Genomic DNA, 15,966 nt, shown 5'->3' with positions numbered 1-15,966 from the left:
GTGTCTTTGCGAGAACCGCCGCGTGCTCTGCCCGCTGTCAGCCCACCATGCCATGGTGACCAGGCAGCGCCACGGATGCGCACCGATTTTTCGAACCATGAATCCAGGCATCTACTCTTCGCGTATCTGTTGCAGTCGGGCAGCAACAATGCTGAGGCAGCAATTGCAAACAAATGTCTTGCGAAGCGGCACGGCACGCTCCCGTCGATACACTTTGTCATACAAGTGACACCATCCAGGCATGGATCCGATGCGCCCATCCGCCAGGTACGAGCCAGTAAAAAGAACACTGTGAAATCCATTTCCGCCACCCGTGCACTCCCCCTTTTTATCGCGCTGATCACTGCCGGGCTGATTTCTGCCCCCACCCCGCAAGCCAACGCCCAGACAATCAAGGCCCGCAACACTGCTGCCAAAGAGAAGGCACTGGTAAGCCAGGAGCGTGAGGTTGCCCGCGCAGTGCAGACCAGCGACAGCGCGCGCGAAACCAATCCATTGACCACTCCTGCGCTACCCGCACGGCAGTGGAAAGTCAGCCTGAAGGAACTGGGCGTTGGGCGCCCAATCGCATTGCGCGGCGTGGAGAGTGAAGCCAGCGTGGGGGTGGGCGTAAGGCGTGACGAGGTCGTGGAAGCCGCCAAACTGCGCCTGACCTTCACGCTGTCGCCCGCATTGATCCCGTCACTGTCGCATCTCAAGCTGATGCTCAACGACGAAACCTTGCAGACCGTGGTGCTGGACAAGGAGCGGCTGGGCACGCCGCAGACGGTCGAACTCAACATTGACCCGCGCTATTTCACCGACTACAACCGGTTCCGCTTCCAGTTCATCGGCCACTACACGATGGAATGCGAGACGCCCACCCATTCAAGCCTGTGGGCCACCATCAGCAACGACAGCCAGCTGGAGCTTTCGTTGAGGCAGATCCCCCTGCGCAACGACCTCGCGCTGCTGCCTGCTCCGTTCTTCGACCCCCGCGACAACCGCCCCGTGAAGCTGCCATTTGTGTTCGGTAGCCAACCCAGCACCGGCACGCTCAAGGCATCGGGCTCCATCGCCAGCTGGATCGGCATGCTCGCAGGCTACCGAGGCAACCAGTTCCCCGTGCTGGAGAACCAGTTGCCGCGCTCGCATGCCGTGGTGCTGGCCACCAATGGCCAACGCCCCGCGTTCCTGCAGGACATGGCGCCGGTGACCGAGCCTACGATCTCCATGGTCAACCACCCCGAAGTGCCGGGGGCCAAACTGCTGCTGGTGCTGGGCAAGGACGACGCCCAGCTGCAGATGGCGGCCGACGCCTTGGCCCTGGGCAAAGCGGTTTTGTCTGGGCAAACCATTGCAGTCAAATCGCTGGACTATCCCGCACTAACCAAGCCCTACGACGCCCCGCGCTGGATAACCACCCAGCGGCCCGTGAAGCTGGCCGAGCTTGTGGGCAGCCCCTCGGACCTGCAACTGCGCGGCACGGTGCTCAATGACACGGTGAACATCTACACCCGCATGGCCCCAGACCTGTTCACCTGGAACGCCAAGGGCGTGCCACTGGACCTGGCCTACCGCTACACCCCCAGCAGCGTTTCGGACAATGGCAGCCTGAACATCTCCATCAACAACCAGTTCATCCAGTCCTACCCGCTGCAGTCGCGCGATGAGCGCACCAGCGGCAAGAACACCGTGATGCTGCCCCTGTTCGACGATGGCAACGCGCAAAACCGTTCGGACCTGAAGATCCCCGCCTTCATGATCGGCGGCGACAACCAGCTGCAGTTCGCGTTCCAGATCCCACCCAACGACCTGGGCCGCTGCAAGTCCGCGCCCCCCACCGAACTGTTTGCGGCCATTGATCCGCAGTCCACCATCGACCTGACAGGTTTTCGCCACTACCTGGCCATGCCCAATCTGGCGGCCTATGCCAACAGCGGCTTTCCCTTCACCCGGGTGCCCGACCTGGCCCAGACCTCCATCATCTTGCCCAACCAGCCCAGCACCGCAGACATCGAGGTCTTCCTGACCTCCGTAGGCCGCATGAGCGCCTCGACTGGCTATCCAGGCACCCGTTTTCAGCTGCTGCGCGCTGCGGACGCCAACAAGGCGGGTGACACAGACATCCTGATCGTGTCGCAGGCAGACGCCGATGGTTTGCTGGAGCAATGGAAGAACCACCTGCCAGCCCTGCTGGCCGCTGGCGCCCGGTCGGTGCAGCCCCTGGAACGCGCGCTGGGCTCGTTCATCGAGCTGTTCAACCTGGAGTCCGAGCACCGTCTGTCCGCCTCCGGAGGACAGGCCGTGCTGCAGGGCACGGGACCGCTGGCGGCGGTCACAGGGTTCGAGTCGCCCTTGCACAGCGGACGCAGTGTGGTGGCGCTCACGGCCACCGACAAGGAAGCCATGGGGCTGTTGAGCCAGAGCCTGAACGATGCGGGCAAGATCAAGAGCCTGCGCGGCGATCTGGGCCTGATGCGGGGCGACGCCATCGAGAGCTTTCGCATCAAGCCGGTCTACTACGTGGGCGACCTGCCGTGGTGGCAACGCCTGTGGTTCCACCTGCACAGCCACCCCTTGCTGCTAGCGTTGGCGGGTATTGCCACTGGCCTTCTGCTGACATTCATTGTCTATGGCGCCCTGCGTACCATGGCGCGCCGCCGACTGGCCTCCCAGCATGACTGATCCCATTCGTCGGCGTACCGCCTTGCAAGCAGGCGGTGGTGCCGCGCTGCTGTCCTGGCTGCCCAGCCTCCGCGCACAGCCCAAACCCAGTGCAGACCGACTCGGGTGGCCTGCCTGGGAAGCGTTCAAGGCACAGTTCATCAACGAAGGCGGCCGCGTTGTTTCCGACGATGCCGAGGGCGGGCAGACCTACTCCGAAGGTCAGGCATACGCCTTGTTTTTTGCTTTGGTGGCCAATGACCGTGCCACCTTTGACAAGTTGCTGCGATGGACCGAAAACAACCTGTGCGACGGAGACATGACAGCCCGGCTGCCTGCCTGGCTATGGGGCAAACGCCCCGATGGCACCTGGGGGGTCATCGACAGCAACGCAGCCTCTGACGCCGACCTCTGGATTGCCTACGCACTGGGCGAGGCAGGTCGTCTGTGGAACGTGCGTAGTTTCCGCGCACTCTCGGCCCTGCTGGCTGCCCGTATCCTGCGCGAAGAAACTGCCAACCTGCCGGGCCTTGGGCTGACCCTTCTACCGGCGCCCCAGGGATTTGTGCAAGGAGACGGACGCTGGCGCCTGAACCCTAGCTACATGCCCATGCACCTGATGCACTGGCTGGCGGCTGTGGACCCGCAGCCCGAATGGAAGCAACTGGCGGACAGCTCGCTCAAGGTCATCCAGGGCGCATCGCCCAAGGGCTTTGCCCCCGACTGGACTGTGTACGACGCCAAGCGGGGTTTTCTGGTGGACGACAAGGGCAAGGAAAAAGGCCAGGGCAGCTACAACGCGATCCGTGTCTATCTATGGGCTGGCACGCTGCACGCCAACGCACCAGGCCGCAAGGCCCTGCTGGATAACCTGCAGCCCATGGCACGTTTTGTGCGCGAGCAGGGTTACCCGCCAGAGTACATCGACATTCAGACGGCACAGGCCTCGGGCCCTGCACCCTCAGGGTTCTCTGCAGCGGTGCTGCCGTTCTTGCGGGCCGTGGGGGACGACCGTACCCTGCAATCGCAGCGCATGCGCCTGGAGGCCCGCCCATTGCGCCCTACCGCCTACTACGAGCAGGTGCTGGGCTTGTTTGGGCTCGGCGCCATGGAGGGGCAATATCGCTTCACGGCAAGCGGGCAGCTTACTGTACGGTGGACACCGTGAAACACCACACCCGTCATTGGCTGCCGTCACTGACCTTGCTTGCAGCGGCCTGCCTGCCCGCGCAGCAAGGTGTGCTTGCCAGTACTCCGCCCGCCATCGAAGCAGAATTGCTGAGCGGCGCGCGCATGTGGGCCAGCAAAAACCGCCCCGATATGGCCCGCCAGTTGGTGGACAAGCTGCTGGCGATGGACCCCAACTCTCCGGAAGGCCTGGCCACACTGGGTGATCTGGCACTGCGCGAAAAGAAAACTGATGAGGCCCAGCGTGTACTGGCCACCTTGCGTGCACGCCATCCGGGTCACGTACTGACCCAGGAACTGGAAACCCTGGTGCGCGTGTATGGCCCCGACCGCGAAAAACTCGCCCAGATGCGCCTGATGGCGCGTGCAGGCCGCAAGGCCGAGGCCGCCGACCTGGCGCGCGAGCTGTTTCCACAAGGTCCACCCACGCTCGGCGGGCTGGCACTGGAATATCATCAGATCATGGGATCGACGGCCAAGAAGAGCACCGAGTCCCAACGCCAGTTGGCCAGGCTGTACCAGCAGACCGGGGAGTCTCGCTACCGACTGGCACAACTGGAGTTGCGCATGTACCAGGGCGAAAACCCAACGGCCGTGGTACAGGAAATCGAGGCGCTGGCAAAGCAGCCCGACACGAATGCCCAGCAACTGCAAGACCTGTGGCGTCGCGCCCTGGACCGGCTGGCCAACACTCCAGCCAACCTGCCCCGTGTGCGCGCATTCCTGCAGCGCTACCCGGCCGACAACGCGATGGTGGAACGACTGGCTGCCATGCAGCAAGCAGTCGAACGCGCAGCGCGCCTGGCCCGTGACCCGGCCAACATAGCCCGCCAGGCAGCACGCACCGCCCTTGACCAGGGCAACATTGACTTGGCTGAAGAACAGATCCAGGCAACGCTGGCGTTGCGGCCCCAAGATGGCGAGAGCCGGGGCAACCTGGGGTTGATCCGCTTGCGCCAGGGTCAGCATGCGCAGGCGCAGGAACTGTTCAGCCAAGCCTATATGCTGACGCGCCAAGGCCGATGGCAGGAGCTACAGGCCACCGCCAGGTTCTGGGGACTGTTGCGACAGGCCGACAGGGCTATCGAACAAAATGAACTGGGCACCGCCGCCAACCTGGCCGAGCGTGCGTTGCAGATGCAACCCCAAAGTGCCGACGCATTGACCACTCTGGCCGGCATTCGCGACCTGCAGGGCGACCATGCGCTGGCGCAAAACCTCTACCAACAAGCACTGCGGCAGGAGCCAGACGGCACATCCGCCATCAAAGGTCTGGCGAGTCTCTATGCCCGCACCGGTCGCGTCACCCAAGCGTTGGCACTGCTGGCTGAGGCCGCCGCACGCGATGCAACACTCGCCACAAAACTATCCAGCGCCCAGGCTGATGTGCTGGTGGCCCAAGCGGAGGACGACCTTCAGGCACAGCGCCTCGGCCCCGCACTGCGTGCGCTGGAATCTGCAGTGGTGCTCGCCCCCGACGATGCGTGGATACGGCACCGCCTCGCGCGTGTTTACATTCGCCTGGGGCGACCCCAGGAAGCGCTGCACGCCATGGATGAGGGAGTTGCGCGTATTCCGTCAGGCGCAGTCAACGCCGAGATGTTGTATGCCCGTGCCCTGATACGTTCGGCCCTGGACGATGACAGCGCAGCCCTGGCAGACATGAAGCGGATACCTACCGTCGATCAGACAGACTCCATGCGCGCGCTGGTACGGCTCTCGAGCGTCAAGTCGCTGGTCACCAAAGCCCTGACGACGCTGCCCCCAGCAGACGTCGAGGAATTGCTACGCCAGGCAGAGGAAACAGCAGGCAATGAAGCAGACCTGCTCTACACCGTGGGCAATGCCTGGTTGCGCCGTGCGCAGCCTGCAAGAGGCGTAGCGGTTTTCACCCGCTTGGCGGCCCGCGTACCCGCGCTGACGCTGGACACCCAACTGGACTACGCCCAATTGCTCAACCGGGCGGAGGACGATTCCGTTCTGGCCGAGCAATTGCCCCGCCTGCTGCAAGCCACGGACTGGACCACCGAGCAAGAAGCCCGGCTGGTTGCGCTGTACACAGCGCACCAGGAGCGGCTCATCGAACAGCAGCGCCAGGCCGGTCGAACAAGTGAAGCCTCGCGTCTGGCGCGCAAGGCGTTGCCGCTGCCTGACACACTTTCTACGCCGCGCCAACGCACCCAGGCCCAGGCCCGGTTGCTCATAGCTGCGGCCGAATATGCCGATGCCGCACAGTTGCTCAAACCTCTGGCATCCGCGCAACCCGATGACCTGTCTGTTCGCATATCGCTGGCTGACGCCCTGTCACGCCTCCAGGGCTCAGGCGACACGCGGGCCGCAGCCGACGAAGCCACGTGGTTGAAGGAGCACATCCCAACCGGCGATGCGGGGCAACAACTGGCGCTGCTGCGCATATGGCAACGTATCGGCCGCATGGACGAGGCGCGGACAATGGCGACCCGATTGCTGGAGGCCTTCCCGCAGGACAGCGACGTGCTGCTGCATGCGGCTCGCCTGGAGCGGGCCAACCGCAACTACGCGCAGGCCATGGTGTTCTTCCGCAGCGCACTCATGCTGGAGACACGCGGAAAGGACGCTGCACCCGCCACGGCACCTGACATCCAAGCCCAGGCATCCACTGACTCAGAGCGCCCACTGGTTCTTCAGCAGAGCTACACACTGTCCGTGCCCGCAGATCCCGCCGTTATCGCCAAGATCCAAGGCGAGATCGACGCTATCGAGGCGAGGCGCCAGCCGCGGATCGAAGCAGGGCACCAGGCACTGAACAAGCGCTCCACCGACGGCATCTCCAGCCTGCACGGCTGGGAACGTCCCGTAGTGGCGTGGATGCCGCGAGGCTATGACGGACACTATTTCTTGCACGTGGATCGGGTGCAGCTTGATGCGGGTGACCTCCCTACTGACGGCTCAGACTTGCTCACCTTTGGGCAAGTGGCGGCATTGCCACCAGGATCCCCTTTTGCCACTGAACGGCGCCAACGCGGCCAGGGCACCAACCTTGGTTTCGGCTATGTGGGGGATGACCTCGAGTGGGACATTGGGACCACCGGGGTCGGCTTTCCGGTGACCAATGTGGTGGGTGGCCTGGCCAAGACCGGTGATCTGGGCCGCTACAGCTACAAGCTTGAAGCGTATCGGCGCCCCATCACCGGCAGCCTGCTGTCGTATGCGGGGGCACGCGACCCCATCACCGGCCAGGTGTGGGGCGGCGTGGTAGCGACTGGCGCTGCGGGCCGCCTTTCCACCGACATTGGGCCCTACAACACCTCGCTGAGCCTGAGCCTGGCAGCCCTCACCGGCAAAAATGTGGCAACCAACACCCGCGTCCAGCTGCGATGGGCACTGGACCGCGATGTGTGGCGCCACCGCGATGGCGTGGTCAACCTCGGTGTTGCCGTGTCAGCGTGGCACTATGGCAAGGACCTGTCCGAATACAGCTTCGGCCACGGGGGCTATTACAGTCCGCGCAACTACGCGTCCATCGCACTGCCTTTGGAGTGGAGCGGACGCCGCGGCGCATTGACCTGGCTGGCTCGCGGATCCGTTTCTGTTTCACGCAGCAGCAGTGGCGATAGCGACTACTTTCCGCAAAGCGCACTTCTGCAGTCCCTGGCACGTGCGCGGCTGGCGACCGACGGTAGCGTTCCGGTCTATGCGGGCAGTTCGGGCTCGGGTTTCGGGCGGTCGTTCCGGGGTGCGCTGGAGTACCAGGTCACGTCACACCTCGCACTGGGTGCGCAGCTGGAGCTGGACCGCTCGGCCTACTACGCACCCACTAATTTCATGGTGTACGGCCGCTACCGTTTCGAACCTGGCGGGGCTCCGCTGGACAACCGCCCACGGCCGGTGCAGACCTATTCGAGCTTCTGACATGTCCTTTGCATCTGCATCACAACGCAAGAGCCCCCCTGCACCGGGTGTTCTGCGCTCGCTCGCCATGCGCCTCAGGCCCTCGTTGGGCACTGCCAGCGCCGTCCAACCGACGACGACCATCGGCATTGCAGACCTGCCAGATGGCATTGGCCACTTGCCCTCCCATGTACCCGTCTCTCTGGTTGCCGCCGACAGCGGAAGCGCTGCGGTATGGTTCCCTGCGCTGATCGAAGACGCTTTGGCCGCTGGCCCCTTGGGGCTGGTGGCGTCCAGCACGCAGTGGTTGGACGAACTCCTGGAACGCCCCGCAGTGCGGGCGGCCTACTGCTCGGGCAAGATCAAGCTCTGGGTACTATCGCCTGGCATGCAGGTGCACGTCCAGCGCCATGGTCTCCTCCCACTGATGCAGGAGCTTGAACGCACTGGCCTGCTGCCACAGCACGCACTCTATCTCTGCGACGCACAAAACCTGTTGTCCGGATTGAGCATGACCCAACTCGCCCGGGTCAGTGACCAGCTCAGCGCCCTGTGCCGCCAGCGACAGCGCCCGGTGGTGTTAGCGTTCTCGCCACCGCTGGACACCACTGCGCTTTTGCCAACGCTGCGCAACCTGTGCCAGATGTCCATGCACATCGCCACCCTGAACGCCGACGCTGACCGCTGGCGTCTCAATCTGGACCGCTGGGGTTCGGACATGGGGGCCCTTTTTCAGACCGCCTTTGGCTTGGTCCACGACGTCAGCACACACCGCCTTACAGCGGACGGCACCCGTACCCAGGGTGCCATACCCGAGCTGGTCACTGCAGCAGACCAGTGGAGTGTGTTGGCAACCCGGGCATCGGTAGAGGGTCAGCGCGGTGTGCCTGGCCACTGGCGCATCGTGGACGACCTGGAGGACATCGAAGTGGCGGCAGCCACCAGCGTGGCGTCCACTGTGCTGATCGACGCGGGCGCGGCTAGCGACTTTGAAGCCCGCGCCCGCCTGGTGCACCAGTTGCGTCTTTCGCGCCCCCCCACCCTCAAGATCGTGGTGCGCGAAAACCTGGGCAAGTTGCGCACCCACAGCGAACAGGCCCTGCTGCATCTGGGCGCCACCGTGGTGGTCTACAAAGAGGTGGGGTTCTCAAGACTACTGCAACTACTGCAAGACATCAGTACACAGAGCCACACCCGCAGAGTGCACCCTGACTACGCACAGGCGCTTGACAGCTTCATGCCTCCCCGCGAGCGCGGCTACCAGGCCCCGGCACGGTTCTGCGCGCTGGTACGCGGCATGCTCGACCGTACCCAAGGCATTGGTCTGTCACACAGCCTGGTGCGGCTGAACATGTTGGACCAGATTCCGCACCTCGATGCGTTGCGCGCATGCCATACCTCGCGCGACGGTGACCTGTTCACTGCGGACCACGAAGCTGTCTACGTGTTCCTGTTTGCCTGCCGGGAGCCCGATGTGGAGCTGGCACTGCAGCGTGTATTTGCGCTGCCGCTGACCCAGCTGTTCACCTCGCAGGCTACGGACTGCTCAGAGACCGGCATACGCGCGATGGCCGACCAGTTACAGGAGTCCCTGCGCAAGGGTGTGCAGGACTACAGTGCCATCCTGATCGCCATCAGCGCGCCCGCACCTGCAGCTCTGGTGCATCCTCCTGCACAGCCTGTGGCGCAGGTACCAGCGGACGTACCCGCACTGCCTTCGCACGCCAGCGCAGAGAGCCTGCAGCCCACAGCCTTGCCTCTAGTTGCAACAAGACTGCCCATGCGCCTCCATCCCATCGGACGGCGTGTCGTTCCGCGCCCCCTTGGGAGGACATCCACATGACAGGATGGATGTTTGTCTACATGCTGCTGGGTGCTCTGCTGGCCTGGCCTTGCGCCTGGCTCCTGCGCCGCGTCCTGCAGGCTCGCCAACCGCTGCGCTGCGTACAGCCATATCGTCCCCACCTACCGCCAAGCGAATCCCTCATTCCTCCGCAAGGCGGGATGCACAAGGCCCCATGAACAAAGAGTTTGCATGCGTGTGATTGCTGTCGTTTCGCCGCTCGGTGGGTCCGGGCGTACCACCTTGGTCGCACACCTGGCGTCCCTGGGCGCCCATCAAGGCCAGAACATGTTGGCCGTGGAACTCTGTGCCCAGAATCTGCTGGGCATTCACCTGGGCATGCCCCGCCCCGCCACACAAGGGTGGGCGGCACTCGCAGCCCAGGGCTCATGGTGGGCGGACGGCAGCTTCGACAACGCTGACGGCGTCAGCGTTCTGCCATTCGGTCCGGCTGCGCCGAAAACCATCACGTCGCTTCACAAGCTGCTGGAGGCCAACCCGCAGTGGCTGCAAGAACAGATGGAACTGCTCGACGTGCCGGAACACTGCACGGTACTGCTGGACACACCGCAATGGCCCTCGCCTCTTGCGGATGCTGCGCTGCGCTGCGCAGACACGGTGTTGGTGGTACTGGAAGCATCCGCACGCGGATGCGCCAGTGCTGACAATGTAAACACCATGCTGAAGACATCACCAGCAGCTCCCCATGCACAGGGCATCGCGGTGGCGCGTTTTGACCCACGCCGGACATCGCACCGTGAGGCGCTCAGCACACTGCGACAGCAGTGGGGAGGCCAATTGCTGCCCTACACCGTGCACGAAGACGAAAACCTCTCACGTGCGCTTGCAACATCGCAGTGCGTGAACAGCATGGCACCGCACGCGCAGTCCTCGCACGATCTCCAGGGCATCTTCCGTTGGCTGTCCGCGGCGCCCCCGTTGCAGCCGCTGCCGACACCCGCTGCTGGAGCCGCCAAACCATGACAGACCCAGCTTCCGCACACAGGGCGCTGGTTTGGCTCCGAGGCTGGCTGGAGGTTGACCCCGGAGCTCCCTGGTGGATGTGGCTCTGGCGCTGCTTTGTCCTGCCTCCCTCGCCGCAGCGCGCGCTGCGGCCCTGGTTGCTGCGCCCAGTGCGCGGGCTTTGGGCAGGACTTTGCTCAACCATGCGCTGGCTCTGGAGAACCCTGGCACTGGCGCTGACACTGCTTTTCTGGCCCATCCGGCTTTTTCTGCGCGCCATGGACCGTCTGGCCACCCACGTCAACGTGGGAAAGGGCATGCGGCTGGCCGACCAGTGGCTCACACCTGCCCTCGAAATCCCTGGTCTGCGCTGGGTGATCCTGGCCGTGGGCGCGGTGACGGGCTTGGTGGTCATGACCACCCCCTTCAACTGGTTTGGGCAACTGTTGTTCATGCTGCTTTGCTGGGGACTGTCCCTGGTGCTGCGGCGCCTGCCAGGCCGTTATCCATCGCTGGCGCTTGCCGCCATCAGCCTGCTCGCGATGGGGCGCTATGCTTGGTGGCGACTGACCTCTTCCATCGAATTCGATTCGGTCATCGAATCCTTCCTGGGCTACGGCCTGCTGGCTGCAGAGGCCTACACCTGGCTTGTGGTGGTGCTAGGCTTCATACAGACTGCCTGGCCCCTTCACCGCCGTCCAGCCGAACTGCAAGGCACGCCTGCGTCTTGGCCCACCGTAGACGTGTACATCCCCACTTACAACGAGCCGCTGAGCGTGGTGCGCACCACAGTGCTGGCGTCGATGGCGTTGGATTGGCCCAGGGAGAAGGTCAAGGTCTTCATCCTGGACGACGGCCGGCGCGAGGAATTCCGTGCATTCGCCGAATCGATGGGTGTGGGTTACATCGTGCGACCTGACAACAACCACGCCAAGGCAGGCAACCTGAACCATGCGCTGGGCAAAACCGATGGCGAGCTGGTCGCCATCTTCGACTGCGACCATATCCCCACGCGATCCTTCCTGACCACGGCCGTGGGCTGGTTTCAGCGCGATCCGAAGTGCGCCATGCTTCAAACGCCGCACCACTTCTTCTCGCCCGACCCGTTCGAGCGCAATCTGGGCACCTTCCGGCGCGTGCCCAATGAAGGCGCTTTGTTCTATGGCCTGATCCAGGACGGCAACGATTTCTGGAACGCGACCTTCTTCTGCGGATCGTGCGCGGTGATCCGCCGCGGCCCTCTGATGGAAGTGGGTGGCATCGCCGTGGAAACGGTGACCGAGGACGCCCACACCGCGCTCAAACTACATCGGCGCGGCTACACCACGGCCTACATCAATGAGACGCAGGCCGCTGGCCTGGCCACAGAAAGCCTGTCGGCCCATGTAGGCCAACGCATCCGCTGGGCGCGCGGCATGGCGCAGATCTTCCGTGTGGACAACCCCTTTCTGGGCAAGGGGCTCACGGTCTGGCAACGCATCTGCTATGCCAACGCCATGGTGCACTTCTTTTTCGGGCTTCCGAGGCTGGTGTTCCTCACCGCTCCCATGGCCTTCCTGTTCTTTGAATGGCACATCATCAACGCGGGCGCCATCATGATCGCCCTGTATGTGCTGCCCTACATCTTGCAATCGAACATTGCCAACGCGCACTTGCAAGGCGAGCACCGACACACTTTCTGGGCCGAGGTCTATGAAACCGTGCTGGCCTGGTACGTGGCACTGCCCACCACGGTGGCGCTTATCAACCCGCGTCTGGGCAAGTTCAACGTGACTGCCAAGGGCGGGCTGGTGGATGAGCCGTACTTCGACTGGGTGATCTCCCGCCCATACACCGTGCTGGTGCTGCTCAACTTTGCGGCCTTTGGCATGGGACTCCTCCGCTTGTTCTTCTGGAACACCGAGGAAACGGCCACCGTACTCCTCAATCTGCTGTGGACGGTGTACAGCATTCTCATGCTAGGTGCTGCATTGGGTGTTGCGTCCGAGGCGCGCCAGGTGCGGCGAATGCACCGCGTCGCCACGCAGTTGCCTGCGACCTTGTACAAGGACGATGGCACTGTGTTGCAGGCCCTTTGCATCGACTTCTCTATGACCGGCGTGGGACTACAACTGCCAGAAGGCACCCCGCTGGTCGTGGGGGACAAAGTGCAGATTGGACTGTGGCGCAGCGACACGGAATGCACCTTTCCTGCCACGGCGATGCTGCACAGGGGGCAGAGCTCCACCGGTTTTCAGTTCGACCCCATGACGCGCGAACAACAAATCGACCTGGTGCAATGCACCTTTGCTCGACCAGACACCTGGCGGCAATGGAACGACAGCCATGACACCGACCGCCCCCTGCACGGCTTGCAGGAAATCGCGCAACTGGGTGTGCTGGGCTACCGCAAGTTCTGGATTTCGCTGATAGATTCGGCACGCAGCCGATGGCCCTTTAGCAAACAGCGCAGTCAGGAAGGGCTGCAGGCATGAGCTTCTGGCACCTGATTTTCCTTGCCAAGGTGGGGCTGTACTTCGGTGGCTATATTGGCCTGAACTGGTGGTTGAACCTCCTGCTGTGGCTATCCATGCTGCCCCCCATTCCACACGCTGGGTGGCGACGTGCACGCACTGCAGTTGCCCTGCCAGCAGCGGTAGCGCTCCTGTATGCAGACTCGTACCTGCCCAGCCCAGGGCGCGTGCTGTCACAGCTCAAAGCGCTGAGCGGATTCAGCGCAGACTATTGGCTGGAGCTCGCCCAGCGGGTTTTCAACCCTGAAATGCTGGTGGCGGGGTTGGTCGGTATCGTGCTTTATTTGGCATTGGCCCGACGGGTACGTGCAGGGACCTTCGCACTGCTGGCCCTGTTGAGTGTGCCGGTGGTAGCGGCCTTGCAGGAGCAGGCAGCCACCCCGCAGGCCACCGTGGCCACGGCAGACGGCAAGAACCGAGGCGCCGCACCCAACGCCAGCCAGGACACCTCGCCTGATGCCCTACTACTGCGCTTTTACGCCAGCGAAAGCCAAAGGCGCGTCCAGTTCACCGCGCCCAATGCGCCCCCGGCATTCGACATCATCCTTCTGCATGTGTGCTCCTTGTCGTGGGATGACATGGACTTTGTAGGACAGCGGGACAACCCGTTCCTCAAGCGTTTTGATGTGCTGTTCACCAACTTCAACAGTGCCGCCAGCTACAGCGGGCCGGCCTCGCTGCGGGTATTGCACGGCACCTGCGGGCAAACGCCGCACAACAAGCTGTACGAGGGCATTGATCCGCAGTGCTATGTGTTTCCCAACCTGGAAAAAGTGGGTTACCAGACCGCTGCGCTGCTCAACCACGACGGTGTGTACGAAGAGTTTGCCCATGCGCTAGAACAGCGCGGAGGCCTTGCTGGCAAGCTGCAGTCCAATCAGGGCGCACCTGTGCACATGCAGAATTTTGATGGCTCGCCCATCTATAACGACCACGCCCTGCTGGCGCAGTGGTGGAAGAAGCGCAGCAATGACCGAAGCGCAGGGCCCGTGGCACTCTACTACAACACCATATCCCTGCACGATGGCAACAGGGTGCCTGGCATGGCTTCGCGCAACAGCCTGGAGACGTTCAAGCCCCGTCTGGTGCAGCTGTTGGCTGACTTCGACAAGTTCATTGCCGAACTGGAGGCAGCAGGCCGCCCTGTGGTCGTGGTGCTGGTCCCCGAGCATGGAGCATCGCTGCGCGGAGACAAGATGCAGATGTCTGGCATGCGGGAGATTCCGGGCCCCCGCATCACCCTTGTCCCTGCGGCAGTGAAGCTGGTGGGCATGAAGCCGTCGGAGGCATCCGCCCCCTCCGGCCCCCTAGTCGTGAACCAGCCGATGAGCTACTTGGGCTTGTACACCCTGCTGGGCGATCTGATTCGCGATAACCCTTACGCCGACTCCGCACGCCCGTTGGCGGAACGGCTTGCGGCCCCGGTCACCACCCCCTTTGTGTCAGAGAACGCCGATGTGATCGTCATGCGCAACATGGAGGGCAAGTACCTGATGCGCTCGGGGAACGGCGAATGGGTTCCCTACAACTATTGACGGCGTTGGCATAAAGCCTGAAGGGCGCGTGACGAGGGGTTGCGCAACAGCCCCCCCCTCTTCGACAAGCGGCCGCATACGTCCCGCATAATCTATCCGCACCTCGCACCATCCTGCGATGCTGCGGAGGTGCGATGTCCTTTCGCGTGCCCTTAACACCCATCTGCCACCACCCATGAACCCACAAGCCCATCTGCTCTGGAAAGCACCCCGCTGGGCGCTCGCGATCCTGTTGGCTGTGCTGGGCATGCTCGGGCCTTTCTCTATCGATACCTACATCCCCGCCTTCTCGGGCATCGCTGCGGCACTGGGAGCCACGCCGGTGGAAATGCAGCAGACGCTGTCCGCCTACCTGTTCGGCTTTGCGTTCATGAGTCTGTTCCATGGCGCGCTAGCGGACAGCTTCGGGCGCAGGCCCGTGATCTTGTGGGGCATTGCCGTGTTCACGCTGGCATCCGCCGGGTGCGCACTGTCACAAACGATTGGTCAATTGGTCTTTTTTCGCGCCCTGCAAGGTTTGTCCACGGGGGCAGGCATCGTGGTCTCCCGCGCGGTGATCCGCGACATGTTCCCTCCTGCACAAGCGCAGAAGGTTATGAGCCAGGTGACCATCTACTTTGGAGTGGCTCCAGCAATTGCTCCCATCATCGGAGGCTGGCTGTTTGTCCACACTGGGTGGCACAGCATCTTCTGGTTCCTGACCCTGGTGGGGGTTGCGCTGTGGACGGCCAACTTCCGACTGCTGCCCGAGACCCTGCATGTGGAGCAGCGCCAGCCCTTTCATGTGCGCCACCTGATGCGCGGCTACGTACAGCTGGGCACCAGTGCGCGCTTTGTGCTGCTGGCTCTGGCCAGTGGCGTGCCCTTCAATGGCATGTTCCTGTACGTGCTCTCGGCCCCTGCATTTCTGGGAGAGCACCTGTCGCTGGCACCCACGCAATTTTTCTGGTTTTTTGTGCTCACCATCTCGGGGATCATGGGCGGCGCGTGGCTAAGTGGACGGCTCGCGGGGCGTATCCCCCCCAAGCGCCAGATCCGCCACGGGTTTGTCATCATGTTTTCGGTGGCTGTACTGAACCTGGCAGCCAATCTGCTGTTCACCGCCCACGCCTGGTGGGCACTGGCACCCATCGCGATGTTCTCTTTTGGCTGGGCGCTGATGGTGCCCGTGGTGACTTTGCTGGTATTGGACCTCTACCCGGAGCGTCGGGGCATGGCCTCGTCCATGCAGGCGTTTGTCGGTTCTTCGGCCAATGGGCTGGTGGCGGGCCTCATAGCACCGCTGGTGATGCACTCCACCGTTTTACTGGCACTGTCATCGCTGCTGATGTTGTGCATCGGCATGCTTTCCTGGATCTATCTGCACCATCGCTGGCCCGAGATAGGTCGTACGCCAGTCCACCTCTGA

General features: G+C 63.2%; 8 protein-coding genes. All 8 read left to right on the top strand.

Annotated features, from left to right (window positions below):
- The first annotated feature begins 291 nt into the window (after window positions 1-291).
- The 8 genes from bcsB to AC1Q64_RS07735 all read left to right on the top strand — a co-directional run bounded on the left by bcsB (window position 292) and on the right by AC1Q64_RS07735 (window position 15,966).
- On the top strand, window positions 292-2,667 hold the full coding sequence (gene bcsB, locus AC1Q64_RS07770; protein ID WP_492250945.1) for a cellulose biosynthesis cyclic di-GMP-binding regulatory protein BcsB: 2,376 nt from the start codon (window positions 292-294) through the stop codon (window positions 2,665-2,667).
- Window positions 2,660-3,814: a cellulose synthase complex periplasmic endoglucanase BcsZ gene (gene bcsZ, locus AC1Q64_RS07765; RefSeq protein WP_492250944.1), complete on the top strand. Its 1,155-nt coding sequence runs from the start codon at window positions 2,660-2,662 to the stop codon at window positions 3,812-3,814. The genes bcsB and bcsZ overlap by 8 nt, the downstream gene beginning before the upstream one ends.
- Window positions 3,811-7,725 (top strand): cellulose synthase subunit BcsC-related outer membrane protein, encoded by a 3,915-nt coding sequence (locus AC1Q64_RS07760; protein WP_492250943.1) that lies wholly within the window; start codon window positions 3,811-3,813, stop codon window positions 7,723-7,725. Before bcsZ ends, AC1Q64_RS07760 begins: the two co-directional genes overlap by 4 nt.
- Window position 7,726: 1 nt before the next feature.
- Window positions 7,727-9,547: a cellulose biosynthesis protein BcsE gene (gene bcsE, locus AC1Q64_RS07755; RefSeq protein WP_492250942.1), complete on the top strand. Its 1,821-nt coding sequence runs from the start codon at window positions 7,727-7,729 to the stop codon at window positions 9,545-9,547.
- A gap of 192 nt (window positions 9,548-9,739) precedes the next feature.
- Entirely contained in the window at window positions 9,740-10,531 is a 792-nt protein-coding gene (gene bcsQ / locus AC1Q64_RS07750; protein ID WP_291435385.1) for a cellulose biosynthesis protein BcsQ, read from the top strand.
- Window positions 10,532-10,713: 182 nt separating this feature from the next.
- Window positions 10,714-12,984, top strand: a complete 2,271-nt coding sequence (bcsA, locus tag AC1Q64_RS07745) for a UDP-forming cellulose synthase catalytic subunit (RefSeq protein WP_492250941.1) — start codon at window positions 10,714-10,716, stop codon at window positions 12,982-12,984.
- The gene (gene bcsG, locus AC1Q64_RS07740; protein ID WP_492250940.1) at window positions 12,981-14,558 is read left to right on the top strand and encodes a cellulose biosynthesis protein BcsG; all 1,578 of its coding nucleotides are present in this window, start codon (window positions 12,981-12,983) and stop codon (window positions 14,556-14,558) included. Before bcsA ends, bcsG begins: the two co-directional genes overlap by 4 nt.
- A 175-nt stretch (window positions 14,559-14,733) precedes the next feature.
- Window positions 14,734-15,966: a multidrug effflux MFS transporter gene (locus AC1Q64_RS07735; RefSeq protein ID WP_291435381.1), complete on the top strand. Its 1,233-nt coding sequence runs from the start codon at window positions 14,734-14,736 to the stop codon at window positions 15,964-15,966.

Source organism: Acidovorax sp. GW835-FHT14G06 (assembly GCF_058793595.1).
Note: the sequence above shows the minus strand (reverse complement) of the source record. Positions and strands in the feature narration are given on the sequence as shown.